Source organism: Pseudomonas sp. PS02302 (genome assembly GCF_029959585.1).
Lineage (GTDB): Bacteria > Pseudomonadota > Gammaproteobacteria > Pseudomonadales > Pseudomonadaceae > Chryseomonas > Chryseomonas aestiva.
The window spans coordinates 1-19,160 of record NZ_JASCON010000073.1; the positions used below are offsets into that span (position 1 = coordinate 1).

21 protein-coding genes and 1 riboswitch are annotated in these 19,160 nt (G+C 67.5%); of the genes, 10 read left to right on the top strand and 11 right to left on the bottom strand.

The annotated features are described in order from the left end of the window. Nucleotides 1-781, bottom strand: a 781-nt coding sequence (locus QMX82_RS20075) for an AraC family transcriptional regulator (RefSeq protein ID WP_282286939.1), incomplete at its 3' end; no start/stop codon positions are given. 5 nt (nt 782-786) lie between these two features. After that, on the bottom strand, nt 787-1,278 hold the full coding sequence (locus QMX82_RS20080; RefSeq protein WP_282286884.1) for a MarR family winged helix-turn-helix transcriptional regulator: 492 nt from the start codon (nt 1,276-1,278) through the stop codon (nt 787-789). A gap of 78 nt (nt 1,279-1,356) precedes the next feature. On the opposite strand from QMX82_RS20080, the gene QMX82_RS20085 reads away from it, so the two are divergent. Continuing rightward, a complete protein-coding gene (locus QMX82_RS20085; RefSeq protein WP_261793958.1) occupies nt 1,357-2,571 on the top strand; it encodes an MFS transporter in 1,215 nt (404 codons plus the stop codon). Here QMX82_RS20085 and QMX82_RS20090 read toward each other — a convergent pair. After that, the gene (locus QMX82_RS20090) at nt 2,568-3,929 is read right to left on the bottom strand and encodes an ATP-binding protein (RefSeq protein WP_208693956.1); all 1,362 of its coding nucleotides are present in this window, start codon (nt 3,927-3,929) and stop codon (nt 2,568-2,570) included. The two genes, QMX82_RS20085 and QMX82_RS20090, sit on opposite strands and share 4 nt — an antisense overlap. Continuing rightward, the gene (locus QMX82_RS20095) at nt 3,926-4,591 is read right to left on the bottom strand and encodes a response regulator (RefSeq protein ID WP_208693957.1); all 666 of its coding nucleotides are present in this window, start codon (nt 4,589-4,591) and stop codon (nt 3,926-3,928) included. Before QMX82_RS20095 ends, QMX82_RS20090 begins: the two co-directional genes overlap by 4 nt. Nucleotides 4,592-4,744: 153 nt before the next feature. Between QMX82_RS20095 and QMX82_RS20100 the strand changes: the two genes are divergently transcribed. Then, complete coding sequence (locus QMX82_RS20100; RefSeq protein ID WP_282286887.1) at nt 4,745-5,011, top strand: PepSY domain-containing protein; 267 nt, start codon at nt 4,745-4,747, stop codon at nt 5,009-5,011. After that, nucleotides 5,011-5,559 carry a cytochrome b/b6 domain-containing protein gene (locus QMX82_RS20105; RefSeq protein ID WP_044341618.1) on the top strand — a complete coding sequence of 183 codons (549 nt, stop codon included), beginning with the start codon at nt 5,011-5,013 and terminating at the stop codon, nt 5,557-5,559. Before QMX82_RS20100 ends, QMX82_RS20105 begins: the two co-directional genes overlap by 1 nt. A gap of 7 nt (nt 5,560-5,566) precedes the next feature. On the opposite strand, the gene QMX82_RS20110 is transcribed toward QMX82_RS20105, so the two are convergent. Then, nucleotides 5,567-6,529: a cation diffusion facilitator family transporter gene (locus QMX82_RS20110; RefSeq protein WP_282286896.1), complete on the bottom strand. Its 963-nt coding sequence runs from the start codon at nt 6,527-6,529 to the stop codon at nt 5,567-5,569. Nucleotides 6,530-6,771: 242 nt separating this feature from the next. On the opposite strand from QMX82_RS20110, the gene QMX82_RS20115 reads away from it, so the two are divergent. Further along, entirely contained in the window at nt 6,772-8,445 is a 1,674-nt protein-coding gene (locus tag QMX82_RS20115) for a phosphoethanolamine transferase (protein ID WP_282286898.1), read from the top strand. A 78-nt stretch (nt 8,446-8,523) separates the two neighbouring features. Beyond that, nucleotides 8,524-9,066, top strand: a complete 543-nt coding sequence (locus QMX82_RS20120; RefSeq protein WP_208693960.1) for a cytochrome b — start codon at nt 8,524-8,526, stop codon at nt 9,064-9,066. Here the strand turns inward: QMX82_RS20120 and QMX82_RS20125 are convergent. Next, nucleotides 9,063-9,899, bottom strand: a complete 837-nt coding sequence (locus QMX82_RS20125) for a hypothetical protein (protein WP_282286900.1) — start codon at nt 9,897-9,899, stop codon at nt 9,063-9,065. The two genes, QMX82_RS20120 and QMX82_RS20125, sit on opposite strands and share 4 nt — an antisense overlap. After that, entirely contained in the window at nt 9,899-10,471 is a 573-nt protein-coding gene (mntP, locus tag QMX82_RS20130) for a manganese efflux pump MntP (RefSeq protein WP_183633065.1), read from the bottom strand. The genes QMX82_RS20125 and mntP overlap by 1 nt, the downstream gene beginning before the upstream one ends. 4 nt (nt 10,472-10,475) lie before the next feature. Next, nucleotides 10,476-10,643, bottom strand: a riboswitch (yybP-ykoY riboswitch). 450 nt (nt 10,644-11,093) lie between these two features. Between mntP and pstS the strand changes: the two genes are divergently transcribed. From pstS to QMX82_RS20155, 5 genes are all read left to right on the top strand, one after another. Beyond that, the gene (gene pstS, locus QMX82_RS20135; RefSeq protein WP_158893476.1) at nt 11,094-12,107 is read left to right on the top strand and encodes a phosphate ABC transporter substrate-binding protein PstS; all 1,014 of its coding nucleotides are present in this window, start codon (nt 11,094-11,096) and stop codon (nt 12,105-12,107) included. A 76-nt stretch (nt 12,108-12,183) separates the two neighbouring features. Continuing rightward, on the top strand, nt 12,184-13,158 hold the full coding sequence (pstC, locus tag QMX82_RS20140) for a phosphate ABC transporter permease subunit PstC (protein ID WP_044341613.1): 975 nt from the start codon (nt 12,184-12,186) through the stop codon (nt 13,156-13,158). Then, nucleotides 13,158-14,033: a phosphate ABC transporter permease PstA gene (gene pstA / locus QMX82_RS20145; RefSeq protein WP_208693962.1), complete on the top strand. Its 876-nt coding sequence runs from the start codon at nt 13,158-13,160 to the stop codon at nt 14,031-14,033. Before pstC ends, pstA begins: the two co-directional genes overlap by 1 nt. A 5-nt stretch (nt 14,034-14,038) precedes the next feature. Next, nucleotides 14,039-14,803, top strand: a complete 765-nt coding sequence (pstB, locus tag QMX82_RS20150) for a phosphate ABC transporter ATP-binding protein PstB (protein ID WP_044341611.1) — start codon at nt 14,039-14,041, stop codon at nt 14,801-14,803. A gap of 291 nt (nt 14,804-15,094) precedes the next feature. After that, a complete protein-coding gene (locus QMX82_RS20155; protein ID WP_282286910.1) occupies nt 15,095-16,381 on the top strand; it encodes a putative porin in 1,287 nt (428 codons plus the stop codon). Between the two features lie 776 nt (nt 16,382-17,157). Here QMX82_RS20155 and QMX82_RS20160 read toward each other — a convergent pair. The 4 genes from QMX82_RS20160 to QMX82_RS20175 are packed head-to-tail and all read right to left on the bottom strand — an operon-like array spanning nt 17,158 to nt 19,146. Then, nucleotides 17,158-17,448 (bottom strand): DUF2845 domain-containing protein, encoded by a 291-nt coding sequence (locus tag QMX82_RS20160; RefSeq protein WP_282286913.1) that lies wholly within the window; start codon nt 17,446-17,448, stop codon nt 17,158-17,160. 41 nt (nt 17,449-17,489) lie between these two features. Next, entirely contained in the window at nt 17,490-18,071 is a 582-nt protein-coding gene (locus QMX82_RS20165; protein ID WP_282286915.1) for a DNA-3-methyladenine glycosylase, read from the bottom strand. Continuing rightward, entirely contained in the window at nt 18,068-18,247 is a 180-nt protein-coding gene (locus QMX82_RS20170) for a hypothetical protein (RefSeq protein ID WP_282286917.1), read from the bottom strand. The genes QMX82_RS20165 and QMX82_RS20170 overlap by 4 nt, the downstream gene beginning before the upstream one ends. A 5-nt stretch (nt 18,248-18,252) precedes the next feature. After that, on the bottom strand, nt 18,253-19,146 hold the full coding sequence (locus QMX82_RS20175) for an SDR family oxidoreductase (RefSeq protein ID WP_208693967.1): 894 nt from the start codon (nt 19,144-19,146) through the stop codon (nt 18,253-18,255). Nucleotides 19,147-19,160: the final 14 nt, after the last annotated feature.

Sequence of the window (19,160 nt, forward strand, 5' to 3'; positions counted from 1 at the left end):
TGGCGGGGCTGACCACGTCGGGCAGCCCCGCCGGGCCACGATAGGCCGAGGGCGACACCCCCAGCACCTGGCGGAAACGGGTGGCAAAGGCGCTGGGGCTGGCATAGCCGTGGTCCAGGGCGACGTCGACGATGGCATGGCCGGCGGCCAGCGAGGTCAGGCTGGAATCCAGCCGCGCCCGCTGCAGCCACTGGCCGAAGCTCAGACCGGTCTCCTTGAGAAACAGTCGGCTCAGGGTCCGCTCGCTGATCGCCAGCCGCGCCGCGGCCCGGGTCAGTGTCCAGCGTTCGCCCGGGTGCTGGCGCAGCTGACGACAGAGTCCGACGAGCGTGGCATCCACCGGCCAGGGCAGGTGCAGCCCGGTGGTGGGCGACCCCCGCAGCTCGTCGAGCATCAGCTGCAGAATATGCCAGGCACGCCCCTCGGCCGGCTGATCGGTGGGCAGGGGCAGGGCGGCCAGGATGAGTTCGCGCAAGAGCGGCGAGACGGCGATCAGCTGGCAGCGCGTCGGCAGCTCGGCCCGTACCTGCGGATCGACGAACAGGGTGCGTACCTCGACGCGGCCCAGCAACTGCAGGTCGTGCTCTTCGCCGGCGGGCACCCAGACGCCCCGTCCGGGCGGCACCGCCCAGCGTCCCTGGGCGGTGTTGACGATCACGATGCCGCAGAGCGCATGGATCAGCTGCGCCTGGCGATGGCTGTGGGGCGGCACCCGTTCGCCATGGGCATAGTCCTGGGCCACGGCGTGCAAGCCGTTGCACGAGCTGAAGTCGATGAGCATGGCCGTCAAGACGCGCGGCCAGCCAGCCACTTGCCCAGCAGCGCATCCAGCTGCCGCTGTTCGGCTTCACTGAGCGTCGCCAGGGCTCGACGCTCGTTGTCGACGTGGGCGGCCATCAGGCCATCGATCAGGGCGAAGCCGTCCGCGGTGAGGGCCACCAGGGTACTGCGGCGATCCTCGGGATTCTTGCGTCGCTCGATCAGGCCGGCTCGCTCCAGGCGGTCGAGGCGATTGGTCATGCCGCCCGAGGAGATCATGGCCGACTCATAGAGCACCGTGGGACTCAGGGCGTAGGGTTCGCCCGCTCGCCTCAGGGTGGCCAGGACATCGAATTCGCCATAGTGCAGGCGGTGCTCGTCGAAGAAAGGCTGCAGCACATCGCGATTGAGCACCTGGGCCACTTCACCCAGGCGGCCCACCAGGCGCATGGGCAGGGCATCCAGGTCGGGGCGCTCGCGGTGCCACTGGTCCACGGCGAATTCGGCGCGATCGGCCATCGGCTTACCTCAGGAATATATCTTGATGTTAAGATACTTCTCATCAAGAGAAATACCGCGTCATTCTGGAGATTGTCCATGCTTTCCGCTTCACCTTCATCCCCGACCACACCCGCGCCGCGCCAGGACGCCTTTCTCGCCGTGCTGCTGGTACTGCTGGTCGGCCTCAACCTCAGACCCATCCTCGCCGCCATCGGCCCGTTGCTGGATGGCATCCAGGCGGCCACCGGACTGGAAGGCAGCGGCGCCGGGGCGCTGACCACCCTGCCCATCGCCGCCATGGGTCTCTGCGCCCTGGGCGGCGCCCGGCTGCAGGCCTGGCTCGGCGAGCGCCGTGGCATCGCCCTCGGCCTGCTGCTGCTGGCCCTGGCCAATGCGCTGCGCTGGGAACAGCCGAGCGGCCTGGGGCTGATCCTCACCGCCGGTCTGGGTGGCGTCGGCATCGCCCTGGTACAGGCGCTGATCCCCGCCTATATCCGTCGCTGCTATCCGCAGCGCACCAGCACTCTAATGGGCCTCTACACCACCGGCATCATGGGTGGCGCGGCCGTGGCGGCGGCCACCGCCGCGCCCCTGGCCGAGCAGTGGGGCTGGGCCCAGGGCCTGGCGCTCTGGACCCTGCCGGTGCTGCTGGCGCTTGGCGTCTGGCTGGTCCTGGCGCGGCCGGATGCGCCGGCGCAGCACGCGGCACCCCGCGCGCACCCCTGGCGGCAGCGCCAGGCCTGGCTGCTGCTGGCCTTCTTCGGCATCGGTACCGCCGCCTACACCCTGGTGCTGGCCTGGCTGCCGCCGTACTACACCGGCCTCGGCTGGCAACCGGCCGACAGCGGCCTGCTGCTGGGCGGCGTGAGTCTCGCCGAGGTCAGCGCCGGCCTGCTGCTGTCGGCCACCATCGCCCGGCTGCGCAATCGCCGGCCGCTGGTGCTGGGGGTGCTCGGCGTGGTGCTGGTGGGGCTGCTGTGCCTGGCGCTGGCGCCGCTGCAACTGGCGGTGCCCACCGCCATCCTGCTCGGCCTGGGCATCGGCGCGCTGTTTCCGCTGTCGCTGATCCTGGCGATGGACCAGGTGCGCGATCCCGCCGAAGCCGGTGCCTTGCTCGGCTTCGTCCAGGGCGGTGGCTATCTGATCGCCAGCCTGGCGCCGCTGGCCGCCGGCCTCCTGCGCGACCAGCTGGACAGCCTGGCCAACGCCTGGCTGCTGATGGCGGTGGGCGTAGTGCTGTTGATGGGCCTCGGCCTGCGCCTGACCCGCCCTGCGCGGCCGGTCCTGGCGCGCGGTTGCCAGCAGGCCTAGCCCGCGCGCGGCAGGCGCAACTCCACGCAGAAGCCGCCCCGCGCCCGATTGCTGAAGCTCAGGACACCGCCCAGGCGGCGGGTGATGGTCTCGACGATGGCCAGCCCCAGCCCGGCGCCCTGGGGGTTGCCGGCGCTGTAGAAGCGATCGCACAAGCGCGCCAGCTCGGCCTCGTCCACCCCGGGGCCGCGATCCTCCACCCGCAGCAAGATGCCCTGGTCCTGGCTGGCTTCGATGCCGACTTCCACCGCGCTGCCGGCGGGGGCGAAGGCCAGGGCGTTGGTCACCAGATTCTGCAGGGCGATGGCGATGGCGTCCGGATCGCCGAGCACCGCCGGTCCGGCCTGGGCCGCCAATACCAGTTCCACCTGCCGCTTCAGTGCCAGGGGCGTCAATTCCGCCAGCTCCTCGCGCACCAGGGGCTCCAGGTCCAACGCCTGGACCTCGGTGGCGCCCGGTTCCAGGCGCGCCAGGGTCAGCAGCTGGCTGGCCAGGCGGGTGGCCCGGCTGACGCCCTGGCGCAGATAGCCGAGGGCTTCGTCGCGCTCTTCCGCGGTCTCGGCGTGCTGGGCGTTCTGCGCATGCAGGTCGAGGATCGCCAGCGGCGTACGCAATTCGTGGGCGGCGTCGGCGATGAAGCGCCGCTCCCGGTCGAGCAGGGCGCGCAACTGGGCGAGCTGGTGATCCAGGGCGCCACGCATGGGTTGCAACTCCGGCGGCAGCGGGCCGCCCGGCAGCGGCGCCAGGCTGTGGGGATCACGCGCACGCAGGCCACGGGCGAAGTCCTGCAGCGGTCGCAGCCCCCAGCCCAGCAGCAGCCAGAGCACCCCGACCAGCAGCGGCAAACCGACCAGGGTCGGCCAGAGGGTATGGCTGACGATGCGCTGGATCAGGTCCTGGCGCAGGTCCTCGCGCTCGCCGACCCAGATGCGCAGGCCGCCCTCGGCGGTGCGCACCAGCATCCCGCACCATTCGCGACCCTTGTCGAACACCTCGTGCAGCCCTTCCGGCGGCACCTCGGTCAGCCGCGGCGCATTGCCGGAACGAGCCAGCAACTGACCATCGGCGGTCCAGATCTGGAAGGTCAGCTGATTCTCGTAGGGGTGCGCCGGCACGCTGCCGGGTACGGGTTGCATGGCGCGATCGAACACCCTGACCAGCTCCGGCCAGCGTTCCGCCGCCGGCGTGCCGGCTTGCAGCAGGCCTTCGAGCAGGCGCGCGCCCTGAACCAGCTGGGCGTCGTAGATGCCCTCGATCTCGCGATGGCTGTCGCGCAGCGCCAGCAGCGCGAGGGCCAGGCTGCCGGCCAGCACCAGGGCCAGGGTGGGAGCGAGGATGCGGGTGCGGATGGCGATCATGGCTGACGCTCCAGCAGATAGCCCACCCCGCGCACGGTGCGGATCAGGCCGCTGTCGAGCTTCTTGCGCAGGTTGTGGATGAGCACTTCCAGGGTGTTGCCCGAGGCGGCTTCCTGCCAGCCATAGAGGGCGTTGCTCAGCCGCTCGCGGGTGATGACGGCGCCCGGTCGCAGCAGCAACTGGTGCAGCAGCTGGTATTCCATGGGCGTCACCGCCACCTCGGCGCCGTGGTAGTGCACCACCTGGCTGGCCGGATCGAGGCTGATGCCGGCGTGCTCCAGCAGCGGTTGCGCGCGGCCACAGCTGCGGCGGATCAGGGCGCGCAGGCGCGCCTTGAGTTCGTCCAGGTCGCAGGGCTTGACCAGGTAGTCGTCGGCGCCGGCATCCAGGCCCTGGATGCGATCGGCCTTGGCGTCGCGGGAGGTGAGCACCAGCACCGGTACCTGGCCGTCGGGCTGGCTGCGCAGGCGGCGCAGCAGGTCGAGACCGTCGAGGCGCGGCAGACCCAGGTCCAGCAGCACCAGGTCGAAGCGCTCGGACGCCAGGGCGTGCTCGGCGGCCAGGCCATCGCCTACCCAGTCCAGGGTATAGCCCTCGCCGCGCAGGGCCATGCGAATGCCCTGGGCCAGGGCCGCGTCGTCTTCCACCAGCAATACCCGCACGATCGCCTTCCTCTCTTGGCAATGCCGCCAGCGCGCCATCATCGCCGGCGTCCTGGCGCAACGGCAGGGGCAACTGTTACCGGGCGTTGCGTCCTAAGATTGCATTAAGCTTCGGCGCCGAGTCTGGCCACTCCAACCACGAGGAGTGTCGCCATGCGCCGCCTGTTGCTGCCGTTGCTGTTCGCAAGTCCCCTGGCCCTTGCCGCCGAACCCCAGTGCACCCAGGCGGACAAAGCCACCTGGCAAGACGCCGAGAAATTCCAGGCGCAGCTGCGAGACCAGGGCTACGAGATCAAGAAATTCAAGATCACCAAGGGCAACTGCTACGAGATCTACGGCTTCGACAAGGACCGGCGCAAGGTCGAGATCTATCACGACCCGGTGAGCGGCAAGGCGGTCAAGAGCGAGATCGGCAGCTGATGAAGACGGCGACCGTACGGCTCTGGGACCCCCTGGTACGGCTGTTCCACCTGTCGGTCGCCGCAGCCTTCTTCGCCAACTATTTCTTCAACGAGAAGGGCGCCTTCTGGCATCGCTGGATCGGCTACTACGCCGGCGCCTGGTTGCTGGTGCGGCTGGTCTGGGGGTTCGTCGGCCCGCGTAGCGCGCGCTGGAGCGACTGCTGGCCGACCCGTGCGCGGCTGAGCGCTCACCTGCGTGATCTCTGGCAGGGGCGGCCCCATCATCGCCTCGGCCATTCGCCCCTGGGCGCCCTGGTGATGCTGCTGATGATGGCTGCCATCGGCGGCCTGGGCGTCACCGGCTTTCTCATGCGCGAGGTGGATGCCCTCTGGGGCGCCGACTGGCCCGAAGACCTGCACGCGCTCTTCGCCAACGGCCTGCTGGCGCTGGTCTGCCTGCATGCCGTGGCCGCCGTGGTGGAGAGCCTGCGGGTGGGCGACAACCTGCCGCTGTCGATGCTGACCGGTCGCCGCCGCCCGCTGGATGAGTCTTCCCCGCGCGACTAGGGCGCGTCTAGGCGCAGTGCCCGTCGAGGGTGCCCGGCGGATCCACCTGCACCGTCACGTGCTGCAGCCCGTGGCGACTGCGCAGCAGCTCGCCCACCAGGGTCGGCAGATGCAGGGGGTCGCTGCCCGGCGCCGGGGTGATGTGCAGGGTGGCGATGCGGGTTTCGTCGGTCAGCGTCCAGACGTGCAGATGGCCCACCTCGGCCACCTCCGGCAGGGCGCGGACCGCCGCCGTGGCGCCGGCCGTGTCGAATTCCCGCGGCGCCGCCTGCAGCAGCACCGCGCCGGCATCGCGCACCAGGGTCCAGGCCGATTTGACGATGAGCAGGGCGACCAGGATCGACAGCGCCGGATCCAGCCAGGTCCAGCCGGTCCAGAGGATGCCTAGGGCGGCGACGATGGCGCCCACCGAACCCAGCAGGTCACCGGCCACATGGAGCAGGGCGCCGCGCAGGTTGCTGTCGTCCTTGTGGCCGCTGTTGAGCACCACGAAGCCGACGATATTGACCACCAGGCCGATCACCGCCACCACCAGCATGGGGCCGGAGAGCACCTCGGTGGGCTCGCGCAGCCGCATGATGGCTTCCCAGCCGATCCACAGCACCAGCAGCAGCAGGGCGACGCCATTGGTCAGGGCGGCAAGGATGCGTACCCGGTGGAAGCCATAGGTGAAGCGCGCATTGGCCGCCTTGGCCGCCACGCGGTAGGCCACCAGGGCCAGCAGCAGGGCCGCGGCATCCGAGACCATGTGCCCGGAATCGGCGATCAGCGCCAGGGAGCCGGACCACCAGCCGCCCACGGCCTGGACGATGGCGTAGCCAAAGGTCAGGACGAAGACCAGCTTGAGCTTGCGCTCGTTGGCGGCGGTCACCCGCGGGGCGTGGGAGTGACCATGGCCGTGGTCGTGGCCATGCTGATGATCGTGGTCGTGGTCGTGGTCGTGGTCGTGGTGAGGGGTGGAGCCACTCATCTACAGGTCTCCGAAGCGTTGAGGAGGCAGAGGGCAAAGGCCCTTTGCCGATCATCCTGAAGCCTGAAGTGACTTCAGGGTCAAGCCGGTCGGCAGGTATCCGACCCTCGGTTCATCTGTTACCGGGCATGAGCCGCTAAGACTTCATTAAGGTTCGCCCCTCAGGGTAGCGGCTTCCTGTCGCTGGAGCGCGCCATGCCCGCCTGCCTTTGCCTTTCCTCGTGCTTGCGTGGAGCGCCCTGATGCTGCTCGCAGCCTTCTCCCGCCCGCGTGCCTCAGGCTGGCGGCCCTGGCGCAATCTGCTGCTGCTCAGCAGTCTGAGTTGCCTGCTGTTGCTGGCCGACGACGTCCTGCAGCAAGGCTTCACGCCAAACAACCGCGCCGAGCTGGAAGCGGGCTATGTCGCCGCGCTCTGGGTGTTCAGCCTGGCGCTCTGGCTGAGCAACCTGCCGCGCCTGGCGGCGGTCATCCTGCTGGGGTTCGCGCTGATGCAGCTGCTGCAGCTGGGCAACCTGAGTTTCTTCGGCGAGCCGCTCAGCGCCATCGACATCCAGGCCCTGCTGGGCGATACCGCCGAGGTGCGCCAGACGCTGTGGCTCAGCCTGCCCGAACACTGGCCGGTGCTGCTCTGCGTGGGCCTGCCCTATGGCCTGCTGATCACCCTGCATCTCCAGCTGCCAGGCCGGGTACCGCTGCCGGCCAGTCGCTGGGCGCTGCTGCTGATCGCCGCGGTACTGCTGTCCAAACCCTATCGCGCCACCTACCGCAACCTCGACGCCTTCGTGCCCAGCCCCAGTCGCAGCGGGCTGCACAACAGCCTCAACGCCTTTTCCGCCTGGGCGGTGCGCCTGGCCGGGCGGGACGATGTCGTCCTGCCGCCCACCGCCTATGCACCCTATGGCCTGGCCCCGGTACCCAGCACCGCGCGGCATGTCTGGCTGGTGGTGGCCGACTCCCTGCGCAGCGATCGGCTGGGCGCCTTCGGCTATGCGCGCGATACCACCCCCAGGCTGTCGGCCTACCTGGCGGCCAATCCTCAGGCGCTGATCCGGCCCGGTATCGCGGCGGGGGTGGCCACCGACGTGAGCCTGCCCTATCTGCTCAATCCGATCCGCGAACCGGGCCAGGATCAGCGCCTGCGCAGCGGCGAGATCAATCTGTTCCGCTTCGCCCAGGCCGCCGGCTTTCGCACCCACTGGCTGTCGTCCCAGGAGTCCAAGCTGCTGGCGCACCTGGGCAGTCGCTACCTGGACGTCTCCATCACCCGCGAGGACCATCCGCTGCGCTTCCTGCAGCGCCAGGATCGCGCCCTGCTGGAGATCCTCGACGAGCAGCGGTGGGCGCCGCGCAACTTCGTGGTGCTGAATCTGCGTACCGCGCACCTGCCCTATGCGCAGAACTATCGCCACGAGAGCACCCCGGCGCCCTGGCCGGATAGCGGGGTCGAGGGCCAGGCCAATGCCTATGACAATTCCCTGCACTATCTCGACGGCCTGCTCGCCGAGATCCTCGCCGACTTCGATCGCCTGGAGGGTGAGCGCTATCTGATCATCACCGGCGATCACGGCCAGCGACTGGGGGAGGGTGGTCACTGGGGGCACAACGATCTGGTGCCCGAGGTCAGCGATGTACCGGTGATCGTGGTGGCGCGGGATGCTCCGGCCCAACCCCTGGCCGAGCTGCAGGGCGAGCGCTGGATCAGCCACTACGAGGCCGGCAGCTGGCTGGCGGAACGCCTGGGGACCCGCCTCGACAATCCCAATCGCCGCCCCGGCGAACACTTCGTCCATGGCAAGCTCCTGTTCAGCGACAACTTCGTACAGCGCGTCTGCGAATCGTCCACCGGCCTGGTGCACCAGCCGCCGCAGCAGTTGAGCAAGCTGCTGCTGGATACCGCGGAAAACCCCTGTGGCTAGGGCCTTGCACCCATACCTTCAACCCCCGGGCGCCGCTACACTGCCGGCGCCTCTTCACCTCTGTAGCAGGATCCCGTCATGCCTTCCGCCTCTCCTGTTTCCCGCTATGCGCGCAGCGCCCGGCTGCTGCACTGGCTCATGGCCCTGCTGGTCCTGCTGGCCTATGTACTGATCCTCAATCGCGGGCAGTTCGAGCGGGGCTCGCTGGAGCGCCAGTGGGTGGTGCTCAGTCATTTCTGGGTCGGCCTGCTGGTCCTGGCGCTGGTCCTGCCGCGGCTGCTGGTGCGCCATCGCCATCCGGTACCACCGATCACGCCGCCGCTGGCGAAGAGCCTGGAGACCGTCGGCCGGCTGACCCACTACGGGCTCTACGCCTTTCTGCTGGCCCAGCCGCTGCTCGGACTGTTCACCGTCTGGCTGACCATCGGCGCGGTCAAGATCCCTTCCAGCACCTGGGCGCTGCCGTCGCCCTTCCCGGTGGACCCGGAACTGGCGAAGACGCTCAAGGGCGTGCACCTCTGGCTGGGCAAGGCCTTCTACTGGGTGATCGGCCTGCACGTGCTGGCCGCGCTCTGGCATCACCTGGTGCGCAAGGATGACACCCTGAAGCGCATGCGCTAACGCGGATCGAGGGCGATGATGCGGTTGCGTCCGCCTTCGGCCAGCAGGTAGCCGTCGCCCCGTGGCAGCAAGGCCTGGGGGGCGCGCAGGAAGGTCAGGATGGCGCGCGGGGCTGACTGGCGATCCCAGAGCAGCAGGCGGGCGCGGTGGGTGGAGTCTTCGCTGATCCACAGGCCGCGCCGGTCGCAGAGCAGAAAACTCGGCTCGCGCAGTTCGCTCAGCGCCGGCGGATCACGGCCGTCGTCGCTCAGCCGGCGCACCAGGCCGCGGGCTTTCTCGGTATAGAAGGCCGTGCCATCCGGGCAGCGGGTAAAGGACTCCGCCTCGTTCAGGTGGTCGCGCAGCACGGTCAGGCTGCCATCGGCGGCGTCGTAGCGCAGCAGGCGCCCTTCACCCTTGCGGTCTTCCACGGCATAGAGCCGCTCGCCTTCGGCCCAGAGGCCCTGGGCGTTGATCCCGGTGAACAGATCGCGACTGCCGGTGGCGTCGAACCAGCGGATGGGATGGGTGCCACCTTCCTGGCTGTAGGCGAAACCGTTGCGGTAGGGCACCAGGCCATCGGGCTTGTACAGCCCCTCGCTGAGCACGCTGCGCCGGCCCTGGGCATCGATGCGCAGCAGGCGGCCCTTGCCGTCCTTGAGTTCTTCCGCGGTGAGCAGGGCATCGCCCTGCCAGGCCAGGGCACTGGCCTTGGCAATGTCGCCATGGGCCACTTCGTAGCGCCAGCCCGGGGCGGCCTGGGCCGGCCAGAAGCGCTGCCAGGCGAGAAAGCCCAAGGCTGCCAGCAGCAGGGCGGCCAGGACGAGGAGGGCGCTACGCCAGGGCCGGGTCATCAGCTGGCCACGGCGGCCAGATGCTCATGGAGGATGGCCGCGCCGATCACGATCAGCACCACGCCACCGAGCATCTCCGCGCGCTTGCCGACCAGATTGCCCATCACCCGGCCCAGCATCACGCCGGTGGTGACCATGATCATGGTGGCGAGGCCGATGGCCAGGGCGGCGGTGATGATGTTGACGTCGATGAAGGCCAGGCCCACGCCCACGGCGAGGGCATCGATGCTGGTGGCCACGGCGGTCAGGGCGAGCAGCATGAAGGAATGCTGGCGGGGCTTTTCCGCTTCGGCTTCGGGCGCGCCGAAGCCGGCCCAGATCATGCGCAGGCCGAGCACGGTGAGCAGGGTGAAGGCGATCCAGTGATCCCAGGGCTGGACATACTGGGCGGCGGTGAGGCCGACGGCCCAGCCGATCACCGGGGTGATGGCTTCGATGACGCCAAAGATGGCGCCGGTACGCAGGGCCTCGCGCAGACAGGGTTTGTGCAGGCTGGCACCCTTGCCGACGGCGGCGGCAAAGGCATCGGTGGACATGGCGAAGGCCAGGAACATCAGGGAAGCGGGATTCATCGTGACAGCGCCGGCCGGGCTCGATCCATAAGACACCCCCACACGCCCGGCGTGGCGCGGTGATGCCTCTGGTCTCGCCAACCCTGACTGGCTGTCCTGACCACGGCGGTTGCCGAGTATGTTGATCAGGACGCTTTCCACCGCGGTGGAAGCAGGCTACTCCCCAAAGAGGCCGCCACCTTACCCACCCGGATAGACAAAGTCTATCTTGTAGATAGTTCTAATATATATAGCCTTGGCTAAATTCCTGCTGCCAGGCCGCCCGCACGGATGCGCCAAGAGGCCTGCGAGGCCCGTCGTACCTGGATCGTGGCCACGGCACAGGCTGCTGAGACGACCGCGGGCGGCGGACAGGCGTGTCGTCTGGTGACCACCGGAGGTCGCCTGCAGAGGCTGGCCGGGATGCGGGCGGCCCCTTTGCCATTCGCAGCGCCGGGCGGATTGGTCGAAGCGGTCTGCTGCGCGGCCCAGGCGCGGACACCTTCGCCTGCCTGCGCAGGAGCAGTCGCCGCCGCCTGCAATGATGGCGCTCTGCCGTCCCCGTTTCGTCATGCCGCTGACACTTAATTGTCACATTTCGGCAATAGCCTAGCGCCAGCCCTCACTAGGTAATGGAGCCACCATGAAACGCACGTTCAGCCTCTCTCTGTTGTTGTCGGCCTTTTGCCTGAGCACCGCCGCTCACGCCGTGGATGTCACGGGCGCCGGCTCGAGCTTCGTCTTCCCCGTTCTGTCGAAGTGGTCGCAAGGCTTCAGCGAGAAGACTGGCAACCGTATCAACTATCAGTCCATCGGCTCCGGCGGCGGCATCGCCCAGATCAAGGCCGGCACCGTGGACTTCGGCGCCACCGACGCCCCCATGAGCAGCGACGACCTGCAGAAGGGCGGTCTGGGCCAGTTCCCCACCATCATTGGCGGCATCGTGCCGGTGATCAACGTGGAAGGCATCGAGCCCGGCAAGCTGAAGCTCGACGGTCCGACCATGGCCAAGATCTTCATGGGCGAGATCAAGACCTGGAACGACCCGGCCATCGCCGCGCTGAACCCCGGCATGAAGCTGCCTGAGGGCGCCATCACCGTGGTGCGTCGTTCCGACGGCTCCGGCACCTCCTACAACTTCACCAACTACCTGGCCAAGGTCAGCCCGGAGTGGAAGGAGAAGTTCAACTTCGGCACCACCGTCAACTGGCCGGTCGGTGTGGGTGGCAAGGGTAACGAGGGTATCGCCGCCTACGTGAAGCAGATCAAGGGCTCCATCGGCTACGTCGAGTACGCCTATGCGCTGACCAACAAGATGACCCACGTGCAGCTGAAGAACGCCGCCGGCAACTTCGTGCAGCCCGAAGCCAAGAGCTTCCAGGCCGCCGCTGCCACCGCCGACTGGAAGAGCGCCAAGGACTTCAACCTGCTGATGACCAACGCCCCGGGCGCCGATGCCTGGCCGATCACCGCCACCACCTGGATCGTGATGTACAAGGAACCCAAGAACGAAGAGCGCAGCAAGGTCGCCTTCGACTTCTTCAAGTGGTCCCTTGAGCATGGCCAGAAGGATGCCGCGGCCCTGGATTACGTCCCGGTCCCGGACACCCTGGTCAAGCAGATCGAAGGCTACTGGGCGTCCGACTTCAAGAAGTAAGCACGACTGTTCCGCCGCCTGGATCCCCTGGGGTCCAGGCGGTTTCGCGCGTCCTTCCAGGTAGACGGAAAGCTCCATGACCGACCAGACCCTGCCCCTCTCCGCCGTTCAGGAACAGCGCATCCGCCGGGATACCCGCGCCGATGTCTGGTTCCGCCGGCTGCTGTTTTCCGCCGCGCTGCTGGTACTGCTGGTACTGGTCGGCGCCGCCGCGTCCACCCTCTGGGGCGGTCGCCACGCCTTCATGACCTTCGGCCTGGACTTCATCACCTCGGCCGAATGGGATGTCGGCGCCGAGAAGTTCGGCGCCCTGGTGCCCATCTACGGCACCCTGATGACCTCCTTCATCGCCCTGCTGCTGGCCGTGCCCACCGCCTTCGGCATCGCCCTGTTCCTCTCGGAGATCGCGCCGCCCTGGCTGCGCGGCCCGGTGGCCACCGCGGTCGAGCTGCTGGCGGGCATTCCCTCGATCATCTACGGCATGTGGGGCCTGTTCGTCTTCGGCCCCTTCATGGCCGCCTACATCTCGCCCTTCATCAACGACTACCTCGGCGCCATCCCGGTGATCGGGGTGCTGTTCCAGGGGCCGCCGCTGGGCATCGGCATGCTGACCGCCGGCATCATCCTGGCGATCATGATCCTGCCCTTCATTACCTCGGTGATGTACGAGGTGTTCCGCAGCGTGCCGGCCCAGCTCAAGGAATCGGCCTACGCCCTGGGTTCCACCACCTGGGAAGTCTGCTGGGACATCGTGTTGCCCTACACTCGCTCGGCGGTGGTCGGCGGCGCCTTCCTCGGCCTGGGCCGCGCCCTGGGCGAGACCATGGCGGTGACCTTCGTGCTGGGCAACGCCCACCAGTTCTCGCTCTCGCTGATGATGCCGAGCAGCTCCATCGCCTCGGTGATCGCCAACGAATTCAACGAGGCCTACACCGATCTGCACCGCTCTTCGCTGATCGCCCTGGGCTTCCTGCTGTTCGTGGTGACCTTCTTCGTGCTGCTGGCGGCACGGCTGATGCTGACGCAACTGTCGCGCAAGGCGGGTAACTGATGCACATCGACGCCTATCTCTATCGCAAGCGGCGGATCAAGAACGGCCTCGCGCTGATCTTTGGCAGCGCCGCCGCCGTGCTCGGCCTGGGTTTCCTGGCCTGGATCCTCGGCACCACCCTGATCAAGGGCGTCAGCGCCCTGAGCCCGGCCCTCTTCGTCGAGATGACGCCGCCGCCCGGCGCCGCCGACGGCGGTCTGGCCAACGCCCTGTTCGGCAGCGTGCTGATCACCCTGCTGGCCACCGCCATCGGCGCGCCCATCGGCATCCTCGCCGGGCTCTGGCTGGCCGAATACGCCCGCCACTCCAAGCTCGGTCTGGTGGTGCGGTTCGTCAACGACATCCTGCTGTCGGCGCCGTCGATCGTCATCGGCCTGTTCATCTACACCGCCGTGGTGGTGACGCTGAACCAATACTCCGGTGGCAGCCTGGGCTTCTCCGGTTTCGCCGGCTCCCTGGCACTGGCCATGCTGGTGGTGCCGGTGGTGACCCGTACCACCGACGAGATGATGCAGCTGCAGCCGCCGGCCATGCGCGAAGCGGCGCTGGCCCTGGGCATCCCCCAGTGGAAGGTGACCCTGCAGATTCTGTTGCGCGCCTCCCGCGCCGGCGTGGTGACCGGGGTGCTGCTGTCCATCGCCCGCATCACCGGCGAGACCGCACCGCTGCTGTTCACCGCCTTCGGCAACCAGTACTGGAACGCCGACGTGCTCAAGCCCATGGCCACCGTGCCGGTGACCATCTTCCAGTTCGCCATGAGTCCGTTTGAGAACTGGCAGCACCTGGCCTGGGCCGGCGCCCTGCTGCTGACGCTGTTCGTGCTGCTCCTGAACCTCTCCTCTCGCTTCTTTTTTCGTAACCGGGATTTCAAGTGACTACCATGCAGACGCAGATACCGGAACTGCAGGCGCGCGACGTCGGCTTCCGTTACAAGGGCCACCAGGCGCTCAAGTCGATCAACTTGGACATCGCGGCCAAGCAGATCACCGCCATCATCGGCCCGTCCGGATGCGGCAAGTCCACGCTGCTGCGCATCTTCAACCGCATCTACTCGGAATACCCGGGGCTGGAAGCGAGCGGCGAGATCCTCATGGACGGGGAGAACATCCTCGATCCCAAGTACTCGCTGAGCCGCCTGCGCAGCACCATCGGCATGGTGTTCCAGAAGCCGGTGCCCTTTCCGATGTCGATCGCCGACAACGTCGCCTACGGCATCCGCCACCACGAGCGCCTGTCCCGCGTGGAATTGCAGGATCGCGTCGAGCAGGCGCTGCGCGGCGCGGCGCTGTGGGACGAGGTCAAGGACAAGCTCAATCAGAGCGCCCTGGGTCTCTCCGGCGGTCAGCAGCAGCGGCTGTGCATCGCCCGCACCATCGCCCTGCGTCCGCGGGTGCTGCTGCTGGACGAGCCGACCTCGGCCCTGGACCCCATCTCCACCGCGCGCATCGAGCAGTTGCTGGCCGAACTCAAGCAGGAGTTCACCGTGGTCATCGTCACCCACAACATGCAGCAGGCGGCGCGCTGCTCCGACGTCACCGCCTTCATGTACCTGGGCGAGCTGATCGAAGTGGACAAGACCGACAAGATCTTCACCAAGCCGGACAAGAAGCAGACCGAGGACTACATCACCGGTCGTTTCGGCTGAGGATTTCGCCAGCACTCGGCAAGGCCACTCCCCGGAGTGGCCTTTTTCTTGGGCGGTCGGAAAGCGCCGGGCCAGGGCGTCCGCTCAGCGTGTCCCATTCCGAGCCACTGCCGAGCCGTCCGGGATGAATGAAGGGTTGATTAAATTTTGCTTTATATTCAATGGTTTGAATTAAAAGCTTTATCTTCCTGCAAGCAAAATGACATCTCTTCTGCCGAGACTGACCCAGCTTCGTGACGGGCTGCACTGCCAGCCATCACTCCCTGGATAGTCTTGCAAGGAGATCTGCCGATGTCTGTTAACCCTTATCGATTCACGGCGCTGTTCTCGGGCGTGCTCCTGGCCACCTGCTCGGCCGCCGCGAGTGCCGCGGTCGATGAGAAGCTGCTCGACATGCTCAAGGCCAACGGCTCCATCACCCCCGCCCAGTACAGCGAATTGCGCGGCGATCTGCAGCAGGAGCAGCAGGCACGCGCCGCCCAGGTCGCGCAACAGCAGCAGACCTCCGACTTCGAGAAGAAACTGGCCTGGGCCGCCAAGACCCAGATCAAGGGCGACGTGCGGGTGCGTCACGAGAGCATCGACATCAGCGGCGAGCCGGACAACGGCCGCGACCGGGACCGCCAGCGCATCCGCGCGCGACTGGGCGCCTACAGCGAGATCAATCCGCAGGTGGACACCGGCATCCGCATCGCCACCGGCGGCGGCGACGATGCCCGCTCCACCAACCAGGATCTCAACGGCTACTTCAACAAGAAGCAGCTCTGGCTGGATCAGGCCTACATCGACTACCACCCCACGGCGCTGCCGAATCTGCATCTGGTGGGTGGCAAGATGGGCCAGCAGTGGGTGAGCACCGGCGATGTCATCTGGGACGCCGACATCAACCCCGAAGGCCTGGCCGGCACCTACAGGTACGACTTGGGCGCCGGCGCCGAGCTGTTCGGCAGCACCGGCTACTACGTGCTCAAGGACAACGTCGACGGCGAAGGCTATGAATTCAAGCACGACCTGCGCCTCTACGCCGGCCAGCTCGGTAGTCGCTTCAACCTGGGCGATGCCGCCAAGCTGATGGTCGGTGGCAGCGTCTACGCCTACGACAAGGACCAGGACAGCAGCTGCCCGACCACCGGTTCGGTCACCTCGCCCTGCGCCCTGGCGGTCAATGGCAACACCACCGACCGCTTCCAGCTCTACGAGGGCTTCGCCCAGCTGGACCTGACCAAGCTGTGGGTGCCGCTGTCCTTCTATGGCCAGTACGTGGTCAACGACAAGGCCGACGACGGCGAGGACACCGCCTGGCTGGTAGGGGCCAAGACCAAGCTGATGCAGCGGGTCGGGCTGGAATACAACTACCGCGATGTCCAGCGCAACGCCGTGGTCGGTGCCTTCACCGACTCGGACTTCGGCAACGGCTCGACCGGCGCCCGCGGCCACAAGCTCAAGCTCGGCTACGACATCGACAAGAACTTCGGTGTCGGCCTGACCTACTTCCTCGCCGAGTCCGATACCGCCAGCCGCTTCCGCCGCGACGCCGACGTCAAGACCCTGCAGCTGGACCTGGAAGCCAAGTTCTAACCACGACCCTGAGGTCGTGCTCCTCTTGAACCGCCCTCGGGCGGTTCTTTTTTGCCTGCTCGATGGAGAAACTCGACTGGCAAATGTTGGGCTTCGCTGCGCTCAACCCAACCTACGCCCAAGCCGCCTCGGGCCTACGTCGGAGCTGCTGCTCTTCCCCCTCTCCCTCTGGGAGAGGGTTGGGGTGAGGGTGTCTGGCCGTTGGACTTCGCTGCACTCAACCCAACCTGCGCCTAAGCCGCCTCGCCCCTACGTCGGAGCTGCTGCTTTTCCCCCTCTCCCGCTGGGAGAGGGTTGGGGTGAGGGCGTCTGGCCTCTGGACTTCGCTGCGCTCACCCCAACCTACGCCTAAGCCGCCTCGCCCCTACGTCGGACCTGCTGCTTTTCCCCCTCTCCCTCCGGGAGAGGGTTGGGGTGAGGGTATCTGGCCGTTGGACTTCGCTGCACTCAACCCAACCTACACCTAAGCCGCCTTGCCCCTACGTCGGACCTGCTGCTTTTCCCCCTCTCCCTCCGGGAGAGGGTTGGGGTGAGGGTATCTGGCCGTTGGACTTCGCTGGACTCAACCCAGCCTACGCCGGAGCCGCCTTGCCCCTACGTCGGACCTGCTGCTTTTCCCCCTCTCCCGCTGGGAGAGGGTTGGGGTGAGGGTGTCTGGCCGTTGGACTTGGCTGCACTCAACCCAACCTACCCTGGAGCCGCCTCGCCCCTACGTCGGAGCTGCTGCTTTTCCCCCTCTCCCTCCGGGAGAGGGTTGGGGTGAGGGAGGCCTCCCACTAACGCTCGACCCTGATATCCACCAGCTTGCCGTCAACGAACTTGAGGTGCCGTGAGGCACCGTTCGCCGGGGCATAGGTCCAGAACTGGGTCTCGGCGGCATTGAATTTGGGCACGTTGTTGTTACGCAGCGCCGGTGGATTGATCTTGCGCTCGGCCGGGGCGCCGCAGGCGGCCAGCACCTGCTCGACGCTGTCGCCTTCCTCGACGAGACTCTGGCCACAGCGCAGGCTGGCCTGGGCGAGCAGGGGAAAGAGCAGGGCGATCGGCAGCAGGTGGCTAGCGCGCATCGGACGTCCGAGAGATTGCGGCAACGGTCGTTACCTTCAGCCTAGCTGTTATCGCCGGGCTGGGGCGCTTTGGCAAAGCCACGACTCAGATAGCGCGAACTGGCCAGGCCGAAACGCCAGGGCACCTCGCGCGCGCGGCTGATGCCGATGCGCGGGCCCGCGAGCACCACCACCTCGGCAGCCGCTGGCTCCAGCAGGAAGGGCGGCTCGGTCAGCGGCAGGCCATCGTGACTGCCGTCGATGGCGAGGGCCTGGCACAGCCGGCCGGGACCGGCGCACAGCAGGCGATCGGCCAGGCCGCCGCGGCGTTCGCGCATCGCCTCCAGCCCCCACAGGGGCTCCAGCGCGCGGATCAGCACGCCGGCGCCATGCCCGGCCTCGCGGCAGACCAGGTTGAAGCACCAATGGATGCCATAGGAGCGATAGACGTAGGCATGGCCGGGAGGACCGAACATGGCGCGGTTGCGCGGGGTGGGACCGGAAAAGCTGTGGGAGGCCGGGTCTTCGCCATCGTAGGCTTCGGTCTCGACGATCAGGCCGCCCACACCTTCGACTCTGAGCGTCGCCCCGATCAGTTGCCGGGCGACCTCGTCCACCGGGCGGGTGAAATCCAGCTCGCTCACGCCTCGGGCTCCGGCTCTTCCAGGATCAGCGCGGCATGCACCAAGGCCAGATAGCTCTGGCCTTGGGCGAAATCCCCAGGCTGGACCTCGCCCTCGGGCATGGGGCGCAGCCAGGTCGAGACAGTCCGGCCTTGAGTGCCGGGCACCATGGCACGGCCTTCGGCATGGCCGACCATTGCCGTCAGCCCATGCCTCCGGTGGCGCCATAGACCTCGCCGGTCACATAGCTCGACTCCTGGGAGGCCAGCAGCACATAGATTGGCGCCAGTTCCGCCGGCTGCCCGGGGCGCTTGAACAGCGTCTCGCCGCCGAAGGTGGGGATCTTTTCCTGGGGCTGGCCGCCGCTGGGCTGCAGTGGCGTCCAGAAGGGGCCGGGGGCCACGGCATTGACGCGGATGCCCTTGCTGGCGACCTGCTTGGCCAGCGCCTTGGTGAAGTTGGTGATGGCCGCCTTGGTCGAGGCGTAGTCCAGCAGGAACTCGGACGGCTGGGTGGCCTGGATCGAGGTGGTGTTGATGATGGCGGCACCGGCCGGCAGATGCGGCAGTGCGGCCTTGCACAGCCAGAACAGGGCGTAGACGTTGGTTTTGTAGGTGGCGTCGAACTGCTCTGTGGTCAGCTCGGCGATGTCCTGCACGGCGGTCTGCTTGCCAGCCACGTTGACCAGGATGTCGAGGCCGCCCAGGGCCTCCTTGGCCTTGCTCACCAGTTGGGTGCAGAAGGCTTCGTCCTTCAGGTCACCAGGCACGCAGACGGCCTTGCGACCCTCGGCTTCCACCAGCTTGACCACTTCCTGGGCGTCGGCTTCTTCCTCGGGCAGGTAGTTGAGCACCAGATCGGCACCCTCCCGAGCGTAGGCGATGGCCGTGGCCCGACCGATCCCCGAATCCGCACCGGTGATCAGCGCCTTGCGCCCGGCCAGACGACCGAAGCCCTGGTAGCTGGTCTCGCCATGGTCGGGACGCGGCGCCATGACCTGAGCCAGGCCCGGGGCCTGTTGGGGCTGCTTGGGAAATTCAGGCTGGGGATACTGGGTAAGGGGGTTCTGCATGCTGTACTGGTTGTCGCTGGACATGACATCTCCTGAAG